19 protein-coding genes are annotated in these 17993 nt (G+C 69.6%); 5 read left to right on the top strand and 14 right to left on the bottom strand.

The window, feature by feature from the left end; genetic code table 11:
* Window positions 1-5: 5 nt before the first annotated feature.
* From ABLE43_RS14545 to rpmI, 3 genes are all read right to left on the bottom strand, one after another.
* Complete coding sequence (locus ABLE43_RS14545) at window positions 6-320, bottom strand: GIY-YIG nuclease family protein (RefSeq protein WP_348979155.1); 315 nt, start codon at window positions 318-320, stop codon at window positions 6-8.
* Window positions 321-506: 186 nt separating this feature from the next.
* A complete protein-coding gene (rplT, locus tag ABLE43_RS14540; protein WP_055757215.1) occupies window positions 507-878 on the bottom strand; it encodes a 50S ribosomal protein L20 in 372 nt (123 codons plus the stop codon).
* A 13-nt stretch (window positions 879-891) separates the two neighbouring features.
* Window positions 892-1095 (bottom strand): 50S ribosomal protein L35, encoded by a 204-nt coding sequence (gene rpmI, locus ABLE43_RS14535; protein ID WP_055757212.1) that lies wholly within the window; start codon window positions 1093-1095, stop codon window positions 892-894.
* Window positions 1096-1252: 157 nt separating this feature from the next.
* Between rpmI and ABLE43_RS14530 the strand changes: the two genes are divergently transcribed.
* Window positions 1253-3373, top strand: a complete 2121-nt coding sequence (locus ABLE43_RS14530) for an AsmA family protein (RefSeq protein ID WP_348979154.1) — start codon at window positions 1253-1255, stop codon at window positions 3371-3373.
* A 313-nt stretch (window positions 3374-3686) separates the two neighbouring features.
* On the opposite strand, the gene ABLE43_RS14525 is transcribed toward ABLE43_RS14530, so the two are convergent.
* From ABLE43_RS14525 to ABLE43_RS14510, 4 genes are read right to left on the bottom strand one after another with little or no spacing between them, the layout of a single operon-like run.
* Window positions 3687-4466 carry an SDR family oxidoreductase gene (locus tag ABLE43_RS14525; RefSeq protein WP_348979153.1) on the bottom strand — a complete coding sequence of 260 codons (780 nt, stop codon included), beginning with the start codon at window positions 4464-4466 and terminating at the stop codon, window positions 3687-3689.
* Window positions 4467-4478: 12 nt separating this feature from the next.
* Window positions 4479-5246 carry an ABC transporter permease gene (locus tag ABLE43_RS14520; protein ID WP_348979152.1) on the bottom strand — a complete coding sequence of 256 codons (768 nt, stop codon included), beginning with the start codon at window positions 5244-5246 and terminating at the stop codon, window positions 4479-4481.
* A complete protein-coding gene (locus ABLE43_RS14515; RefSeq protein ID WP_348979151.1) occupies window positions 5243-6178 on the bottom strand; it encodes an ABC transporter ATP-binding protein in 936 nt (311 codons plus the stop codon). Before ABLE43_RS14515 ends, ABLE43_RS14520 begins: the two co-directional genes overlap by 4 nt.
* A gap of 36 nt (window positions 6179-6214) precedes the next feature.
* A complete protein-coding gene (locus ABLE43_RS14510) occupies window positions 6215-6877 on the bottom strand; it encodes a COQ9 family protein (RefSeq protein WP_348979150.1) in 663 nt (220 codons plus the stop codon).
* Window positions 6878-6991: 114 nt separating this feature from the next.
* Here ABLE43_RS14510 and ABLE43_RS14505 point away from each other — a divergent pair, with 114 nt between their 5' ends.
* On the top strand, window positions 6992-7243 hold the full coding sequence (locus ABLE43_RS14505; RefSeq protein WP_348979149.1) for a glutaredoxin domain-containing protein: 252 nt from the start codon (window positions 6992-6994) through the stop codon (window positions 7241-7243).
* A gap of 357 nt (window positions 7244-7600) precedes the next feature.
* Window positions 7601-8791 (top strand): aromatic amino acid transaminase, encoded by a 1191-nt coding sequence (locus tag ABLE43_RS14500; RefSeq protein WP_348979148.1) that lies wholly within the window; start codon window positions 7601-7603, stop codon window positions 8789-8791.
* A 3-nt stretch (window positions 8792-8794) separates the two neighbouring features.
* Here ABLE43_RS14500 and ABLE43_RS14495 read toward each other — a convergent pair whose 3' ends face one another.
* Window positions 8795-9697 (bottom strand): DMT family transporter, encoded by a 903-nt coding sequence (locus tag ABLE43_RS14495; RefSeq protein ID WP_348979147.1) that lies wholly within the window; start codon window positions 9695-9697, stop codon window positions 8795-8797.
* 64 nt (window positions 9698-9761) lie between these two features.
* Between ABLE43_RS14495 and ABLE43_RS14490 the strand changes: the two genes are divergently transcribed.
* A complete protein-coding gene (locus ABLE43_RS14490; RefSeq protein WP_348979146.1) occupies window positions 9762-10850 on the top strand; it encodes an alkene reductase in 1089 nt (362 codons plus the stop codon).
* On the opposite strand, the gene ABLE43_RS14485 is transcribed toward ABLE43_RS14490, so the two are convergent.
* The 6 genes from ABLE43_RS14485 to ABLE43_RS14460 all read right to left on the bottom strand — a co-directional run bounded on the left by ABLE43_RS14485 (window position 10820) and on the right by ABLE43_RS14460 (window position 16332).
* On the bottom strand, window positions 10820-11515 hold the full coding sequence (locus ABLE43_RS14485; protein WP_348979145.1) for a head GIN domain-containing protein: 696 nt from the start codon (window positions 11513-11515) through the stop codon (window positions 10820-10822). The genes ABLE43_RS14490 and ABLE43_RS14485 overlap by 31 nt on opposite strands.
* A 40-nt stretch (window positions 11516-11555) precedes the next feature.
* Window positions 11556-12257 carry a head GIN domain-containing protein gene (locus tag ABLE43_RS14480; RefSeq protein WP_348979144.1) on the bottom strand — a complete coding sequence of 234 codons (702 nt, stop codon included), beginning with the start codon at window positions 12255-12257 and terminating at the stop codon, window positions 11556-11558.
* Between the two features lie 102 nt (window positions 12258-12359).
* On the bottom strand, window positions 12360-12893 hold the full coding sequence (locus tag ABLE43_RS14475; RefSeq protein WP_348979143.1) for a CarD family transcriptional regulator: 534 nt from the start codon (window positions 12891-12893) through the stop codon (window positions 12360-12362).
* Window positions 12894-13135: 242 nt separating this feature from the next.
* Window positions 13136-13477 carry a ferredoxin FdxA gene (gene fdxA / locus ABLE43_RS14470; RefSeq protein WP_348979142.1) on the bottom strand — a complete coding sequence of 114 codons (342 nt, stop codon included), beginning with the start codon at window positions 13475-13477 and terminating at the stop codon, window positions 13136-13138.
* 36 nt (window positions 13478-13513) lie between these two features.
* The gene (locus ABLE43_RS14465) at window positions 13514-13825 is read right to left on the bottom strand and encodes an RNA-binding S4 domain-containing protein (protein WP_348979141.1); all 312 of its coding nucleotides are present in this window, start codon (window positions 13823-13825) and stop codon (window positions 13514-13516) included.
* Window positions 13822-16332, bottom strand: coding sequence for a helicase-related protein (locus ABLE43_RS14460; RefSeq protein WP_348979170.1), 2511 nt, complete (start codon window positions 16330-16332; stop codon window positions 13822-13824). Before ABLE43_RS14460 ends, ABLE43_RS14465 begins: the two co-directional genes overlap by 4 nt.
* A gap of 162 nt (window positions 16333-16494) precedes the next feature.
* Between ABLE43_RS14460 and ABLE43_RS14455 the strand changes: the two genes are divergently transcribed.
* Window positions 16495-17970, top strand: a complete 1476-nt coding sequence (locus tag ABLE43_RS14455; protein WP_348979140.1) for a M23 family metallopeptidase — start codon at window positions 16495-16497, stop codon at window positions 17968-17970.
* Window positions 17971-17993 lie beyond the last annotated feature (23 nt).

Genomic DNA, 17993 nt, shown 5'->3' with positions numbered 1-17993 from the left:
CCGCTTTATTGCGGGATTTCGGGGAAGCCTAGCCCCGTGGCGAGGTCGGACCAGTGGGGGTTGGCGTGCTCCACCAGATTCTGCTTCCAGTCGCGGTTCCACTTCTTGATCCGCTTCTCCTGCTGGATCGCAGTTTCCATCGTGTCGTGGCGCTCGAACCAGACGAGACGGGTGCAACGGTGTTCGGCGGAAAAGCCTTTGAAGGTGCACGTCCGGTGCTGGTGGATGCGCTGCATAAGGTTGCTGGTGACGCCGGTGTAGATCGTCCCGTTACGACCACTCGCCATGATATAGACGCAAGGTTCGATGATGCGCGGCACGCCAGCCCCCCCCGTCGTTCCCGCGAAGGCGGGAACCCATACACGCTGACGTTGATAGTAGTGCCGCGACGGTAGCGTCTATGGATTCCCGCCTTCGCCGGAATGACGATTCTTACGGACAACAAAAAACGCCGGCGGGTTCCCCCACCGGCGTTCCTCGTGTCCCGAACCGGAACCGCTGGCGCGTTACGCCGCGGCCTGTTCCGGCAGGGCGGCCTTCGCCTGCGCGACGATCGCCTTGAAGGCGGCTTCCTCGTGCATCGCGATGTCGGCCAGCACCTTCCGGTCGAGTTCGATCCCGGCCAGCTTGCAGCCGTGCATGAACTGCGAATAGGTGATGCCTTCCGCCCGGACACCGGCGTTGATGCGCTGGATCCACAGGCCGCGGAAGGTGCGCTTCTTCACCTTGCGGTCGCGATAGGCGTACTGGCCGGCCTTTTCGACGGCCTGGCGGGCGATGCGGATCGTGTTCTTGCGACGGCCGTAATAGCCCTTCGCCTGATCCAGAATGCGCTTGTGCTTCGCCTTGGTGGTCGTGCCGCGCTTGATGCGTGCCATTGCTCAGTACTCCTTAACGAAGGCCGTAGGGCGCCCACGCCTTGACACGCGCGGTGTCGGCGTCGGCCAGGACCGAAGTCCCGCGGTTCTGGCGGATGTACTTCGCGTTGTGCGAGATCAGGCGGTGGCGCTTGCCGGCGACACCGTGCTTGATCTTGCCGGTGGCAGTGAGCTTGAAGCGCTTCTTCACGCCGCTCTTGGTCTTGAGCTTGGGCATTTTGGTCTCCTCAGATGACACGACGTGCGGATTGCCGCGGCAGCCCCAGATGGCCGGGCGAATCCCTTCGGGGTCGTGGAAAGAGCGCGCTCCTAACCGCGTTTCCGGCAAAACGCAACCGGCGGAACTCGTTACGCAGCCGAACGGTTGAGGCGCGATGGCCGAGGTTCCCGAATCGATCGGCGCTGCCGACACGCCCCGCCCGCGCCGCGACTGGCGCCGGATCGCGCTGCGCGTGGTGCTCGGCATCCTCGCGGCGCTGTTCCTGTGCTGGCTGGTACTGTTCATCACCAAGGGCCGGTTTCTCAAGAGCAGTTTCGAGCGCATCGCCACGGCGCAGAGCGGGCGGACGGTGCGCGTGGCGGGCGATTTCCAGTTCTACTTCAACCCCATCGACCTGAAATTCCTTGCCGAAGGGCTGAGCGTCGCCAACCCGGCATGGGCGGGCGGCGGCAACACGTTCGAGGCGAAACGGCTCGACAGCTCGACCGCGACGCTGACCTTCCTGTTCGGGCGGCGGCGGGTGAACTGGCTGGAACTCGACGGTGCGCGGGCCGACCTCCACTGGGATGCGGCACGACGGCGCAACACCTGGACCTTCGGCGATCCGGACGCGAGGGGCGAGAAGCTGGAGCTGCCGGTCGTGCGCGCGGGCACGTTCCGCGACACCCGCATCCGCTACCGCGACCCGCAGTTCCTGCTCGACGGGACGTTCGACCTCGATACCGTCACGACCAGCGATACCCGATTCGATCGGGCGATCCGCGCGACCGGACGCGGCACGGTGCGCGGACGCCCGTTCCGCCTGACCGGGCAGTTGCAGTCGCCCAACGCCACGATCAAGGGCGACCAGAACCGGCTGATCGCGCGGATCGAGGTCGCCCGCTCGGTCGCGATCCTCGCGGGCACGCTGCCGGGACCGACCCAGCTCGACGGATCGGACCTTGCGGTGCGCCTGCGCGGGCGCAATCTGGCGGACGTGTTCGCGGTGCTCGGCATCGTCACGCCCGACACCCGCACCTATCGCCTGACCGGGCGGATGACCAAGGACGGGCCGGACTGGAAATTCACCCGGCTTCGCGGCATGTTCGGCGGCAGCGATCTGGCGGGGAGTCTCACCGTCACCCAGCGCGAACCGCGCATCCTGCTGACCGCCGATCTGACCACGAAGACGCTCGACATCGTCGATGTCTCGGCCTTCGTCGGCTATGACCTCGAACGGGTCGAGGCGCAGGGCGCGGCGGGCGTCATCACCCGCGAAGGCGGCGCGCCGCGCCTGCTCCCCGACGCGCGGCTGAACGTGGAGGCGCTCAGGAACTTCGATGCGAAGGTGCGCTACAAGGTAGGCACATTGCGCGCCCGCAGCCTGCCGATCTCCGACGCCGACCTGACGCTCGACCTCGACGACCGGCTGCTGAAACTGTCGCCACTGACCTTCGCGATGGCGCGAGGCAATGTCGCCTCCGACATCGTGATCGACGCGCGCCGCCGCCCCGCCGTCACCGATTACGACATCCGCCTGTCGCCGACGCCGATGGGACGGCTGCTCGCGGGCTGGGGCGTCGAGGAAGCGGGCACCACCGGCACGGTCAAGGCGCGGGTGAAGCTGACCGGCACCGGCGATACGGTGCATGATTCGCTGGCGGCATCCGATGGGCGGATCGCGGTGATCCTGCCCGCGGGCAGTTTCTGGACCCGCAACGTGCAGCTGTCCGAACTCGACCTCGGCACCTTTGCCCAGAAGATGTTCGAGGGGCGGCTGAAGGAGCCGGTGCGGATCAACTGCGGGCTGATCGGCTTCACCGTGCGCGGCGGGGTGGCGGCGGCGGACCCGATCCTGATCGATACGCAGAAGAACGTGATGATCGGGCGCGGCGGCTTCAGCTTCCGCAACGAGACGATCGATCTGGCCTTCCGCGCCGATTCCAAGCGCTTCTCGCTGTTCTCCGGCCAGTCGCCGGTGGGGATCGGCGGCTATTTCGCGGCGCCCCGCTATTCGGTCGTCAGCCCCGAACTGTTGGGGCGCGCCGGGGCGGGGCTGGGGCTGGCGGTGGTCGCCTCGCCGCTGGCGGGCGTGCTGGCGTTCGTCGATCCGGGCGATGCCAAGGGCGCGGCCTGCGGACCCGTGCTGGCGGGCGCCACCGCGCGGGCGCAGCGGACCAAGGACGGCGAGGCGCGCGACGATGTGGGCCGGGGCACCACCGCCAAGGCGGAAAACGGCCGCTCCAACCGGGGCGAGCGCAAGGAACAGCGCAAGAAATTCCTCGGCATCTTCTGATCGAGGGAGATCGGATTCACGCGAAGGCGCGGAGACACGAAGGGCTCGCGGTGACTGCCAGCACGCCCTTCAGCCTGACGCGATCAGAAAGGAAGATTTTCGCGCAGAGGCGCAGAGGCGCGGAGAGGATGCGCCTGCCGCGACAGCGGCTCTCCCTCCCCGGCCACTGCACGCGAAAGGCTTCGCCGCATCGGCAACCGCCGTCTCGCACGCAACCTCTCTGCGCCTCCGCGCCTCTGCGCGAAAACTCTCTTCTACTGCTTCTCCGCGCCTTCGCGTGAACCCGACCTTCCTTCTTCCGGCAGGGGCGTCCTCACAGGATCCCCGGAAACGCCCCGCCATCGATGAGCAAGCTCTGGCCGGTAATGAACCCTGCCCGGTCCGAGCACAGGAATGCGCACGCCGCGCCGAACTCCGCCGGATCGCCGATCCGCTTCGCCGGGATCGATTCCGCCCGCTTCGCCTTTTCCTCGGCGGGGGTCGTGCCGTTCTTCGCCGCCGCGGCCTCGCTCATCGACGCGATGCGCGCGGTGTCGAACGATCCGGGCAGCAGCCCGTTGATCGTGACGTTCGCCCCCGCGACCTGACGCGCGATCCCCGCGACGAACCCGGTCAGCCCGGCCCGCGCCCCGCTCGACAGGTCCAGCCCCGACAGCGGCATCTTGACCGAGCCGGAGGTGATGTTGACCACCCGCCCGAAGCCGCGTTCGACCATCCCCGGCAGCACCGCCTGCAACAGCAGCGCGGGCGTCACGAAATTCGCCTCAAGACCCGCGCGGATGCCCTCGGCCTCCAGCTCGGTATAGGGTTTGACCGGCGGCCCGCCGTTGTTGTTGACGAGGATGTCCGGCTCGGGACACGCTGCCAGCAGCGCGGCGCGCCCCGCCTCGGTCGAAAGATCGGCGACGACCTCGATCACCTCGACCCCGGTTTCCGCACGGATCGCCGCTGCCGTCGCCGCCAGCTTGTCCGCATCGCGCCCGTTGATCGTGACCGCGACCCCCGCCCGCGCCAGTTCGAGCGCGCACGCCCGGCCCAGCCCCGCGCTCGATGCGCACACGATCGCGCGCCGTCCGGCAATGCCCAGGTCCATCGTCGTCCTCCGTTATTTCTTCAGCCGCCAGCCGGTGCGGAAGATGACCGCGATCACGCTCACGCAGAGCAGCAGGAAGCCGAAGGTCGCGCCCAGGCTCGCCGCTACGGACACGTCGCCCACCCCGAAGAACGTCCAGCGGAACCCGCTGATGAGATAGACGATCGGGTTGAACAGGCTGAGCGTGCGCCAGATGCCCGGCAGCATGTCGATCGAATAGAATGCCCCGCCGAGGAAGGTCAGCGGCGTCACGACCAGCAGCGGGATGACCTGCAACTGCTCGAACCCCCTGGCCCACAGCCCGAGGATGAAGCCGAACAGGCAGAAGGTGATCGCCACCAGCAGCAGATAGCCCAGCGCCCACAGCGGATGCGCCACCTGCACGTCGACGAACAGATGCGCGGTGGCGAAGATCACCAGCGCCACCGTCACCGACTTGGTCGCCGCTGCGCCGACATAGCCGACCAGTGTCTCGACCGTGGAGACGGGGGCGGAGAGCAGTTCGTAGATCGTCCCCGACCATTTGGGCATGAAGATGCCGAAACTGGCGTTGAAGATGCTCTCGGTCAGCATCGTCAGCATCATCAGCCCCGGCACGATGAACGCGCCATAGGGCACGCCCGACACCTCGTTCATCCGGCTGCCGATCGCGGTGCCGAACACGATGAAATAGAGCGAGGTGGTGATGACCGGCGTCGCGAGCGAGGTCCACAGCGTCCGCCCGAACCGCGCGAGCTCGAAGCGATAGATGGCGAGCACGCCGTGCCAGTTGAACGTCATGCCCGCCCCTCCTGCTCGTGCACCAGCCCGACGAAGATGTCCTCGAGGCTCGACTGTTTCGTCGCGATGTCCTTCCACGCCAGCCCCGCCGCGTCCGCCTCGCGCAGCAGCGCGCGCACGCCATTGTCCTCGGCATTGGCATCGAAGGCGAAGGTCAGCGCATGCCCGTCGTCGGCCAGCGTCAGCGGCCAGTGCGCCAGCGCGTCCGGCACCCGGTCGATCGGATCGGTCAGGGTCAGGGTCAGCGTCTTCTTGCCGAGCTTGCGCATCAGCGCCTGCTTCTCCTCGACCAGGATCAGCCTGCCCCTGGCGATCACCCCGACCCGGTCGGCCATCTCCTCGGCCTCCTCGATATAATGGGTGGTCAGGATGATGGTGACGCCCTTCGTCCGCAGTTCGTGGACCAGCCGCCACATGTCGCGGCGCAGTTCGACGTCGACGCCCGCGGTCGGTTCGTCGAGGAACAGGATGTCGGGTTCGTGGGAGAGCGCCTTGGCGATCATCACCCGCCGCTTCATGCCGCCCGACAATTCGGTCATCTTCGCATCGCGCTTGTCCCACAGCGACAGGTCGCGCAGCAGCTTCTCGATGAAGGCCGGATCGCCGTGCCGCCCGAACAGCCTGCGCGAGAAGGTGACGGTGGCCATCACCGTCTCGAACGCATCGGTCAGCAGTTCCTGCGGCACCAGGCCGATGCGGGTGCGCGTCTCGCGATAATCGCGCACCGTGTCATATCCGGCGGCGGTGATCGTCCCCGCGCTCGCGGTCACGATGCCGCAGATGATGCTGATGAGCGTCGTCTTGCCAGCACCATTCGGCCCCAGCAGCGCGAAGATCTCGCCCCTGGCGATGTCGAGGTCGGTCGGCGAGAGCGCGACGGTGCCCGACTTGTAGGTCTTGGCGACCCCGCGGATCGAAAGGATCGTGTCCATGGGCCACGCCGGTCCTGTACTGAGAGGGTTGGGGTTTCAGACCGCCGGGTAGCGCAGCCGTCCGACGAAGCGCGACAGGCTGAGCCGCCGTTCGGGATCGCGCGACGACAGGAACTGGTGCTTCAGCCGCTCGAACGCCATGATCCCGTCGATCCTGCGCGCTAGGAAGGCGCGGGTGTCGACATGGCCGCCGCTCTCGTCGTCGAGGAACACGGTGACGGTCGTGCCATAGACCGCGACCAGCATCGCCCGCTTGGTATAATGATTGTAGTCGGTCGCGGTATCGCCCGCGAGCCGCCAGATCAGGTCGACCGTCCGCCACGCGAGCTTGGCGGCACGCGCGACGTTCTGCGGCATGGCGAGGATGGTCAGCGCCCGGCGCAGCGCCTCGCGGTCGCCCGACACGGCGTCGAGCCGTGCCTCGACCAGCGCGGTGATGCGCTGGCGGATCTTCATCGCGGCCAGTCGGTCGGCGGGGACGGCGGCGATCATCCGCGTATCGACCTCGGCGAACCAGGCGTCGATCATCTCGACCGCCCCGCCCTTGAACGCGAGCCGCGCCACATCGGGGTCGGCCCCGAACTGTTCGGCGGCGGCGATCACCGCCCTGTCCGACCAGCCGTCGAACGCGGCATTGGCCGCGACCAGCGGGGCGAGCGCCGCGCGCAGTTCGTCGAGCGTCAGATCGGCCGGAGCCATCGCATTCTCCATCCTCGGTTGCGCCCCTAGCTAGGGCTTCGCACCGCCGCTTGCCAGCCCCGCGGTGGAACGATCGCCGCGCCGATGCGCTGCCTGTGCCAGAGGAGTAGCATGATGTCCGACCAGCCCGAAGCGATCCTGTACCGCATGGTCCTGCCCGATCACACCTGCCCGTTCGGGGTGCGCGCCAAGCAGTTGCTGCAACATGCCGGTTACGTGGTGGACGACCGCATCCTGCGCTCGCGCGAGGAAGTGGATGCGTTCAAGGCCGAACACGGCGTCGACACCACGCCGCAGGTATTCATCGACGGCGAGCGTATCGGCGGCAGCGACGCGGTGGCGCGGCTGGTGGGGGCGGAAGGGTAGAATTGGTTTCACGCGAAGGCGCGAAGAGAAGGCAGATTCTCGCGCAGAGACGCAGGGGCGCGGAGAAGATGCGCTTGCGGCAATCCCCCGCCGCCCCAGCAGCCTTTCCTGTTGCGGCATCAAAATGAAGCAAGGCTGCGCCGGACAGGCTGAGGGGGCCGCGCACACACCCTCTCTGCGCCTCCGCGCCTCTGCGCGAACCCCTTCTTCCTACTTCTTCGTGCCTCCGCGCCTTCGCGTGAAACCGAATCCTTGGCCCACTATCGTCCCATCGATCGACCCGCGGCATTTTGCCGAACCCCTGCCGCATTCCCCGCGCTATAGCGGCCGCGTTTCATCGCTGACTTGAGGGTTTCCATGCCGTTCCGTTCGCTCGTCGCGCAGCCTGCCGACTCGTTGCTCCGCCTGATCGGGGCGTTCCGCGCCGACCCGCGCGCGCACAGGATCGACCTTGGCGTCGGCGTGTTCCGCGACGATGCCGGGCACACGCCGGTGATGAACGCGGTGAAACAGGCCGAGATGCGGCTGATCGCGACGCAGGACAGCAAGGCCTATCTGGGGCCGGAGGGCGACAAGGGCTTCACCGCGCTGCTCGAACCGCTGGTGTTCGGCGACAGCGTGGCCGCCGACCGCCGCTGCGGGCTCCAGACGCCGGGCGGCACCGGCGCGCTGCGTCTCGGCGCGGAGCTGCTGGCGAAGGCGGGGGTGCGCCGCATCCTCGTCGGCCAGCCGAGCTGGGCCAACCACGCCCCGGTGTTCGCCGCGGCGGGCCTGACCGTCGTGCCCCATGCCGCGTTCGACATGATCGGCCAGCGGCTCGACCTCGGCGCGATCCGCGCGGCGATCGGTCAGGCGGAGGCAGGCGACGCGATCCTGCTCCACGGCTGCTGCCACAACCCCACCGGCATCGATCCCGATGCGGCCGAATGGCAGGCGATCGCCGCCGCCGTCGCCGACAGCCGCCTCGTGCCGTTCGTCGACCTCGCCTATCAGGGGCTGGGCGACGGCATGGAGGCCGACGCCATGGGCACCCGCGCGGTGCTGTCGGCGGTGCCGTTCGGGATCGTCGCCTATTCGTGCGACAAGAATTTCGGGCTGTACCGCGAACGCACCGGCGCGCTGTGGGCCACCGCGCCCGATGCGGAGTCGGTCGAGGTCGTCCGATCGAACCTGCTGGCGCTCGCCCGCGCCAACTGGTCGATGCCGCCCGATCACGGCGCGGCGGCGGTGCGGATCGTGCTGGAGGACAACGCCCTTGCCGCCGACTGGCGCGCCGAACTCGACGGGTTGCGCGCGCGGCTGCAACGGCTGCGCAGCGAACTGGCGGCGATCGGCGTCGCGGGTCCGGTCGATCTCGCCACGCTGGCGGGCGGCAAGGGCATGTTCGCCACGCTGCCGCTCAACCCGACCCAGATCGAATGGCTGCGCGCGACCCATGCCATCTACATGGCCGGATCGGGCCGGATCAACATCGCGGGCTTCGCACCCGGCGACATCGCCCGCTTCGGCGCGGCGCTGGTCGACCTGGGCCGCGCCGGGGTGAACTGATCGCTATCCCTTCCCGCCGCGCTGCATCCCCACGATCGCCAGCGCGGCGGCGACCAGCACCGCGCCGACCGCATCGGTGAAGGTCAGCCGCTCGCCATAGGCCAGCCAGCCGATCGTCGCCGCCACCATCGGTTGCAGCAACAGCGCGAGGCCGACGACCAGCGGGGTCAGATGGCCGAGCGCATAGATCATCAGCCCCTGCCCCGCGATCTGGCTGACCAGCGCGAGCGCGATCAGCGGCGTCCAGCTGCCCGGCCACACCCGCTCGCCCAGTGCCAGCGCGATGCCCAGCAGCGGCAGCACCCCGGCGACGCTGGACAGCGCCAGCGCCGGCAACGGCGCGACCTCACGCCGCACCCGCGTCATCAGGATGAAATAGACCGCATAGAGCACGCCCGCGAGCAGGCAGAACAGGTCGCCCGCCAGATGCCGGGCCGACAGTTCCGCCGATCGCCCGATCAGCAGCACCCCGCCGACCGCCGCCAGCGCCAGCCCCAGCGCCTGCATCCCCGTCGGCCAGCGGCGCATCGCGACGAAGCCATAGACGGGGAAGATCAGCACCGCGCAATTGCCGAACAGCGTGGCATTGGCGAGCGTGGTGCGGTGGATGCCGATATGCCAGCTCCCCAGATCGACGGCGAACGCCAGCCCGGCGGCCAGCAGCCACGGCCACAGCCGTACGGCGCGCGGGATCGCCCGGCCGTCGCGCCATGCGACCACCCCCAGCAGCAGCGGCAGCGCCAGCGCCACCCGCCAGAAGGCGGCGGCGACCGGCCCGGTATCGGCCAGCCGCACGAACCACGGCCCGAACGCCAGCGCGACATTGGCGACGATCAGCGCCGCGACCGCGCGCGTGGGCGTGCTTTGCGGGAGCGTAGCTTTTGTTTCAGGTGTTACCGGCTGCATGGCGCCCCCTACCCCCCTATCTCTGTGCCGTCTGCCCCCATCTTCCGGCTTTCACGGAGTTTTCATGCCGAGCCTGTTCGACCCCATCGCCCTTGGCGATATCCAAGCCCCCAACCGCATCCTGATGGCCCCGCTCACCCGTGGCCGCTCCAGCCGGGCGCATGTGCCGCAGCCGATCATGGCCGAATATTATGCGCAGCGCGCGTCCGCCGGGCTGCTGATCTCGGAGGGCACCGGCATCAGCCGCGAGGGGCTCGGCTGGCCCTATGCGCCGGGCATCTGGAACGACGAACAGGTGGAAGCGTGGAAGCCGATTACCGATGCGGTCCATGCCGCGGGCGGGCGGATCGTGACCCAGCTGTGGCACATGGGCCGCGTCGTCCATCCCGATTTCCTCGGCGGCGCCGCGCCGCTGTCGGCGTCGGCCACGACCGCACCGGGACAGGCGCATACCTATGACGGCAAGCAACCCTATGGCGCGGCACGCGCTGCGACGAAGGACGATATCGCCCGCGTGCTCGACGACTACAGCCGCGCCGCGCGCAATGCGCAGGCCGCCGGGTTCGACGGGGTGCAGCTCCACGCTGCCAACGGCTATCTGATCGATCAATTCCTGCGCGACGGCGCGAACCACCGCGACGACGACTATGGCGGCAGCCCGGAGAACCGCATCCGCCTGCTCGGCGAAGTGGTCGACCGGCTGATCGCCGAGGTCGGCGCGGGCCGCACGGCGGTGCGCTTCTCCCCCAATGGCGAGACGCAGGGCGTGATCGACAGCGATCCGGCCGGCGTCTTCGTGCCCGCCGCGCAGCTCATGGCCGACAAGGGCATCGCCTTCCTCGAACTGCGCGAGGTGGGGCCGGACGGCACCTTCGGCAGCACCACCCAGCCGCGCGTCTCGCCCGCGATCCGCAAGGTGTTCACGGGGCCGCTCGTGCTCAACCAGGACTATCGCGGCGACAGCGCGCAGGCCGAACTCGATTCGGGCGTCGCCGATGCCATCGCCTTCGGTCGCCCGTTCCTCGCCAATCCGGACCTGCCCGCGCGGCTGAAGGCCGGGGCCGAGCTCAACCGCGACGATATGGCGACGTGGTATTCCCGCGGGGCCGAGGGCTATACCGACTATCCGGTAATGGCGCGCGAACCGGCCTGAGGCTCGCTCGCGCAGCGGATGGTGGCGGTGCCGCGCGTGCGACAGCGCGCGCCGCCCGCCACCGTCACGCTGCCCGATCCCGACGCGCTGATATCGGCAGCATAGCGCACCCGGTAGCGCGCCTGACCCGTACCGCTGCTCTGCGCGACCAGTTCGTCCAGCCGCAATCCGTCCGCCGCCACGCCGGCCGCGCCGTTGACCAGCACCCGTGCCTGTCCCGCCCGCCCGGCCAGCGTCGCGCTGCCCGCGCCGATCAGCCGCAGGTCGAGTTGCCCGGCATCGATCGCGCCCACCTCCACCGCCCCGTCGCCGGTCAGCGACAGGTCGACCCGCGGCGCGACCATCCGGTCGATCCGCACCGTGCCACCGCCCCGGATCGCGAGACCCGCGACGCGCCCGGCGTGGACCGTAACGACCGGCGCAGGCCCGCCCCTTGGACGCCCGCGATCGTCGCGCGCCGGGGCGATGACCAGCACCCCGCCTTCCACCCGCAGCGTCACCATCTCCAGCGCCGCCGGGGCGCCCGTGACCCGCGCGCCTGCGCTGCCGCCGGTGGCGATCGTCACCGTGAACGGCCCGTCCACCCGCACCCGATCGAACCCGGTCAGCATCAGTTGACGTTCGGCAACGGGCTGGACCAGCAGGGCGAGGGCAAGCGCGATCATCCCGCCAGGGTCGCCGATCCACCGCCCCCACGCAAGCGCGTCAGCCGCCGCAGCGTGCCTCGCCCGATCCGGTCCTGCTGACCGCGCAGCGCGCGCCCTTGCCCAGCGTCACCGATCCCGATCCGCCCAGCGCGACGCTCGCCGGCCCGGTCACGTCGGCGGTGACGTCGCCCGATCCGGTGATGCCGACCTGCGCCTCGGCGGCCTTCACCTGGGCCGCATCGATATCGCCCGATCCGCTGACCGACAGCGCCAGCCGGTCGACCTTCCCCGCCGCCGCGATCGTGCCCGATCCGCTGAGCGACAGGCTGGCGCTGCGCCCGCGCAACCGGCCGACCGTCAGGTCGCCCGATCCCGCCAGCGTGGCCGCCAGATCGTCGGCCAGATCGATGGCGAGGTCCCCCGATCCCTTCAGCGTCGCCCGGCGGATATCGGGCATGGTCACGAACACGGTCACGCCGCCGTCCTTATGCCACTGCCAGCCGCCGGCGTTGGGCTTGCGCCCGATGCGCAGCGTATCGCCGTCGCGCCGGATCTCCAGCTTCTCGAGCGCCTTGGGGTCGCCGCTCATCCGCACCGCGAACTCGGTCCCGCGGCGGACGTCGACCCGGTCCGGCCCGGTCAGTTCGACCGCGGTGAAATCGCCGAGCGCAAGGTTGCGCTCGACCGGCGCGGGCGCCGCCCCCGCCCCGCCGTTGCACCCCGCCAGCATCAGCAGCGCCGCCACACCCATGATCCGCATCGCATCCTCCTGTGTTGGTGATACAATACACCACGGCAACGCCCAAGAAAAGGGGCGACCGTTGCCGATCGCCCCCGTCCGTCGTCCGTGCCGTGGTGCGGCTCAGGCGGCGGTCTTTTCCTTGTTGTAGATGGCGGCGGCTTCCCGCAGGATCTCGATGATCCGGTCGAGCGCCTTCGGCTCGTCCACCTGCTCCATCGCCGCCAGTTCGCGCGCGAGGCGGCTGGCCGCCGCCTCGAAGATCTGGCGCTCGGAATAGCTCTGCTCGGGCTGGTCGTCGGCACGGAACAGGTCGCGGACCACTTCGGCGATCGACACCAGGTCGCCCGAATTGATCTTCGCCTCATATTCCTGCGCGCGGCGCGACCACATGGTGCGCTTGACCTTGGGCTTGCCCTTCAGCGTCTCCATCGCCTCGCGCATCGTCTTGTCCGACGACAGCTTGCGCATGCCGACGCTCTCGGCCTTGTTGGTCGGCACGCGGAGCGTCATCCGCTCCTTCTCGAAGCGCAGGACATAGAGTTCGAGTTGCATGCCAGCGATTTCGCTACGCTGGAGTTCGATCACACGGCCGACACCGTGCTTGGGGTACACGACATAATCGCCGACATCGAAGGACAATGCCTTGGCAGCCATTGGTAACCTTTCCGTGGTCGTCGCCAGCGCCGCCATCGCCTCGGACCGGCCCGAACTGCGATCGGGCGGACAGGCAAAGGGCAGACGACGGGACGTTGCTAGAGGTGGCTCTCCGGGCGGGGCGCAGGGACATGTCGCCGCCGTCGGTCATGCCTATAGCATTACCGCAAGAAAATTACCAGTGGCAAAGCCGAACCGGTCGGCACCGCTGTTCCACGTGGAACAGCGGCATGGCAGCCGGGTCAGTCGCCCGCGCCGGGCTCTGCCGAGAAATGTTCCTCATACTTGTTCTCGACGCCCTTCCACTGATCGGCGTCGGGCGGCGTCTGGTTCGCGTTGCGCGTGACGTTGGGCCATTGCGCGGAGAAGGTCGCGTTCAGCTCCAGCCATTGCTCCAGCCCGGATTCGGTATCGGGCAGGATCGCCTCGGCGGGGCATTCCGGCTCGCACACGCCGCAGTCGATGCACTCGCTGGGGTTGATGACGAGCATGTTCTCGCCCTCATAGAAGCAGTCGACCGGACACACTTCCACGCAGTCCATGTATTTGCAGCGGATGCAGGCGTCGGTGACGACATAGGTCATGGGTCGAACAGGCTCCGGGAAAATCCTGGACCCGCGTTATGCCGCTGAATCCGACTCGTCAACGGGGCTGGACCGCCCCGGTTCCAGCAGCGTGTACAGCGCCTGCGCTTCGGCGGGCGGGCCACGCCGCACCGGCAACGCCTCGACCCGCAGGATGCGCACCTGCCCGTGCAGCGGAAAGGCGACGATGTTGCCGACGCGCACCGGGCAATGCGCGCGCTCGATCCGGCGGCCATCGATCCGCAGCATGCCGGTGGCGGCGATCGCCTGCGCCGTACTGCGCGATTTGGCGAAGCGGGCATACCACAGGAACAGGTCGATCCGCAGCGTGTCGCCCGCCGCCCTCATCGATCGAACGCCAGATCGGCGAGCGCACCGAACGCATTGCCCGGACGCGCCACCCGCTGCGGCTGCGGCGTCGCCGGGGTCGGCCGCCGCGTACCCCGCCAGCGCCACTGCGGCACCGCATCGACCGGCGCGGCGGGGCGGAAGCCCAATGCCGCCATCAGCCGCGCGATCGTCTCCGGCTTCAATCCGATCGAGGTGGCCAGCGCCAGATTGGGCGCGAACGGCGCGAACCCCCGGCGCGCGTCATGCACCTGTCGCGCGATGCGTTCGATCAGGTCCACCCGCACCGCCTGCGCCCCGAAGCGGCGATAGCCCCACGCCCCCTGTCCCCCCGCCAGCACCGTCGCCCCGACCGGCGCGAGCGGTTCGACCGGCTGCCCGTCGCGCGCCGCCAACAGCGCCGCGCGCCACCGTGCCGCCTGCGGCCGGAACAGCCGCGCGTCGAACAGGTCGAGCGTGCCGAGCGTGATCCCCGCCTTGCGCAACCGCCGCCGGTCATCCTGCTCCAGCGGATGGAGCATCGCGTCGAACCCGTCGCGCGGCGCGATCCCCCCGACCTCGGCCAGTGCGGCGGCGGCGGCCCTGAGCGCACCGCTCGCCGCCGGATCGCGCGACAGGGCGGCGAGCGCGGCCAGCGTCGGCACCTGCCGCGCGATCCCGGCCTGCACCCATGCGGCGATCCGTTCGCGCACCTGCCCCTGCACCGCGCGGTCGAGCACGTTCAGCGCGCGATCGAGCGTCACCGCCGGACGATCGAGCGTCGTTCCCGCCGCCAGCGTCGCGACGGCCAGTCCGTTCCACGTGACGACCGGCACCCCGCCGGGCTCCGCCGCCAATGCCAGTTCGCCATCGGCGGCGACGACCAGTTCGGCCCCGCGCCTGGCGAGTTCCTTCGCCAGCCCCTTTTCGGCAGCGGCGATCAACAGCCTTTTGTCGGCCACCCTGGTCTCGGGCGACACCTCGAAGCGGAATCCGGTCAGCTGCCCGATCGCATGGCCGTCCACGCTGACCGCGCCGTCCCCGGCGACATCGACCGGCAGGTCCGCCGCCCCCGCCCCGATCCGCCGGAGCAGCACGGTGGTCCGTTGATCGACGAAGCGCTGGCGCAACCGATCGTGCAGCGCATCGGACAGCTTCTCCTCGATCGCACGGGTACGCGCCGCCCAATGTTCGGGATCGAGCAGCCAGTCGGCGCGGTGCGCGATATAGGCCCAGCTCCGGGCCGCCGCGATCCGGCCCGCGATCGTCTCGACATCGCCGGTCATCTGGTCAAGCCGTTGCAGCTCGTCGGCGAACCACTGGTGCGGGATATGCCCCGCCCCCTCGCTCAGATGCCCGAAGATGCGTCCGACGAAGCGGCTGTGCGGGTCCGGCCCCAGCTTGCGGAAATCGGGCAGCCCGCACGCCGACCACAGCCGCCGCACCATCATCGGCGACCGCGTCCGCGCCCGCACCCAATCCTCTTCGGCCAGCCGTTTCAGCACGATCAGGTCGATCGCCTCCGGCGCGGCGGTCAGCACCGGATGCTCCGGGCGTTCCTCCAGCGAGGCGATCAGCGCATCGATGCTGGCGAAGTCCGGCTCGCCCCGCCGCCAGTACAGCCGTTCGAGCGGCGGGACATGATGCCCCTCGATCGCCAGCACCTCCTCGGGGGTGAAGGCGTTCGGCCCCTCCTCGACCAGCGCGCCGAACGTCCCGTCCTTGTGATGCCGCCCGGCGCGCCCGGCGATCTGCGCCATCTCGGCGACGGTGAGGCGCCGCTGCCGCCGCCCGTCGAACTTGCGCAGCGAAGCGAAGGCGACATGCGCGACGTCGAGGTTCAGCCCCATGCCGATCGCATCGGTCGCGATCAGATAATCGACCTCGCCCGACTGGAACATCTGCACCTGCGCATTGCGGGTGCGCGGGCTGAGCGCCCCCATCACCACCGCCGCCCCGCCGCGCATCCGCCGGATCGCCTCGGCGACGGCATAGACCTCCTCCGCCGAAAAGGCGACGATCGCCGAACGCCGGGGCAGCCGCGACAGCTTGCGCGCGCCCGCATAGCTCAACGTCGAGAAGCGCGGGCGGGTGATGATCTCCGCATCCTTCACCAGTGCGCGGACCATCGGCTTCAGCGCATCGGAGCCGAGGATCATCGTCTCCTCGCGCCCCCGCGCGCGCAGCAGCCGGTCGGTGAACACATGGCCGCGTTCCGGGTCCGCGCCCAGCTGCGCCTCATCCAGCGCGACGAACGCCGTCTCGCGCTCCAGCGGCATCGATTCGGCGGTGCACAGGAACCAGCGCGCCCTGGGCGGCACGATCCGCTCCTCGCCGGTGACGAGCGCGACATTCTCGACGCCCTTCATCGCGACCACCCGGTCGTAATTCTCGCGCGCCAGCAGGCGCAGCGGAAAGCCGATCATTCCCGATGCATGACCGCACATCCGCTCGATCGCGAGGTACGTCTTGCCGGTATTGGTCGGTCCCAGCACTGCCGTGACCGGGCTACGCGCGAACTGGCTCATCGCGCTCAACATCGGGTCTGTCGGCCCCATGCGCAACGGCTTTCGTGCGCGCGATCGTCCCGGCGTTCCCCCGCCACGCCCGGTCGCGGCGCAACCGCCCCGCGCCCCCGGTTCATTTGACTTTAAATCCTTGGGTGCACAGGGAAACGACCGGGCCGGGGGATGCGGCCGCTGACGGGGATCGAAGCCAGCGTGTTCCTGCGCACCGACGAAGGACTGGAATGGGCCGGGGGCACCAGCGCGCTGCGCTTCGGGCGCGCGCCGATCGCCGCCGCCGCGCCGCGCATCGCCGCCATCGCCGAACGCGACTGGACGGTGGACCTCGGCGCCGACATCGGATCGCGCGACTGGTGGCGTGGCCTCGCCACCTGCACCGCGCTGTGCGGCGCGGCGTGGCTGCTCGCCCCGTCGATCGGCCGTCCGATCCTCGCTGCCGTTCCCGCCGCCTTCGACGATGCGGCACAGGCCGACACCCGCAGCCTCGCCTTCGGTGCAAGTGCGCTGGGTGCCGTAAGCGGCAGTCGCGTCGCGCCGACGAAGCGCGTCGTCCAACTCGCCGACACCCCCGAACGCCCGATCCTCGAGGCGACCGCGACGCTCGGCACCGGGCTTGCCGCCACGCTCGAACGCTCGGGCGTAGGCCGGGGCGAGGCGCAACGGGTCGCATCCCTCGTCGCCGGACGCATCGATCCCGCCGAACTGTCGCCCGGCACCCGGCTCGACATTACGCTGGGGCGGCGCGACAGCCTGCAGCAGCCGCGCCCGCTCGAACGCCTTGCCTTTCGCGCGCGCTTCGACCTCGCGCTCGACGTGGTGCGCGAAGGCGGCGAATTGCGGCTCGATGCCCGCCCGATCGCGATCGACCACACCCCGTTGCGGCTGCGCGGTCGCGTCGGCACCAGCCTGTATCGCGCCGCCCGCGCCGCCGGTGCGCCCGCCAGGGCGGTGGAGAGCTATATCAAGGCGGTGTCCGGCCTCGTGCCGATGGGCCAGCTGGGGCAGGACGACCGCTTCGACCTGATCGTCGAGCAGGCCCGCGCCGCGACGGGCGAAGTCCAGCTCGGGCAGCTGCTCTACGCCGGGCTGGAGGGGCGGCGCGCGGTGCGGCTGGTCCGCTGGCAGGACGGCGCGCGCACCGAATGGCTCGACCCCGCCGGGGTGGGCGAGCGCAAGGGGCGGATGACATGGCCGGTCGCGGCGCGCATCTCGTCCAACTTCGGCTGGCGAATGCATCCGGTGCTGGGCTTCCGGCGACTGCACAAGGGCATGGACTTCGCCGCCGCCTATGGTTCGCCGATCCGCGCGACGACCGACGGCACGGTAGCGATCGCCGGGCGCCACGGCGGCTATGGCAATTTCGTCAAGCTGCTCCACGGCGGCGGGCTCGCCACCGGCTATGGCCATATGAGCCGCATCGTCGTGCGCCCCGGCATGCGCGTCGCGCAGGGGCAGGTGATCGGCTATGTCGGTTCGACCGGGCTGTCGACCGGGCCGCACCTGCATTACGAACTGTGGCAGCACGGCCAGCCGATCGATCCGCGCCGCGTGTCGTTCGCTACTGTCGAGCGGTTGCAGGGCGAGGAACTGGCGCGCTTCCGGCGGACGCTCGCCGGACTAATGGCGGTCGGCACGCGCTGAGCGCTGTTCCACGTGGAACGTGG

Origin of the sequence: Sphingomonas silueang (genome assembly GCF_040049155.1) — a bacterium.
Lineage (GTDB): Bacteria > Pseudomonadota > Alphaproteobacteria > Sphingomonadales > Sphingomonadaceae > Sphingomonas > Sphingomonas silueang.
The sequence above is the reverse complement of the archived record's forward strand: the minus strand, read 5'-3'. Positions and strand labels throughout refer to the sequence as shown.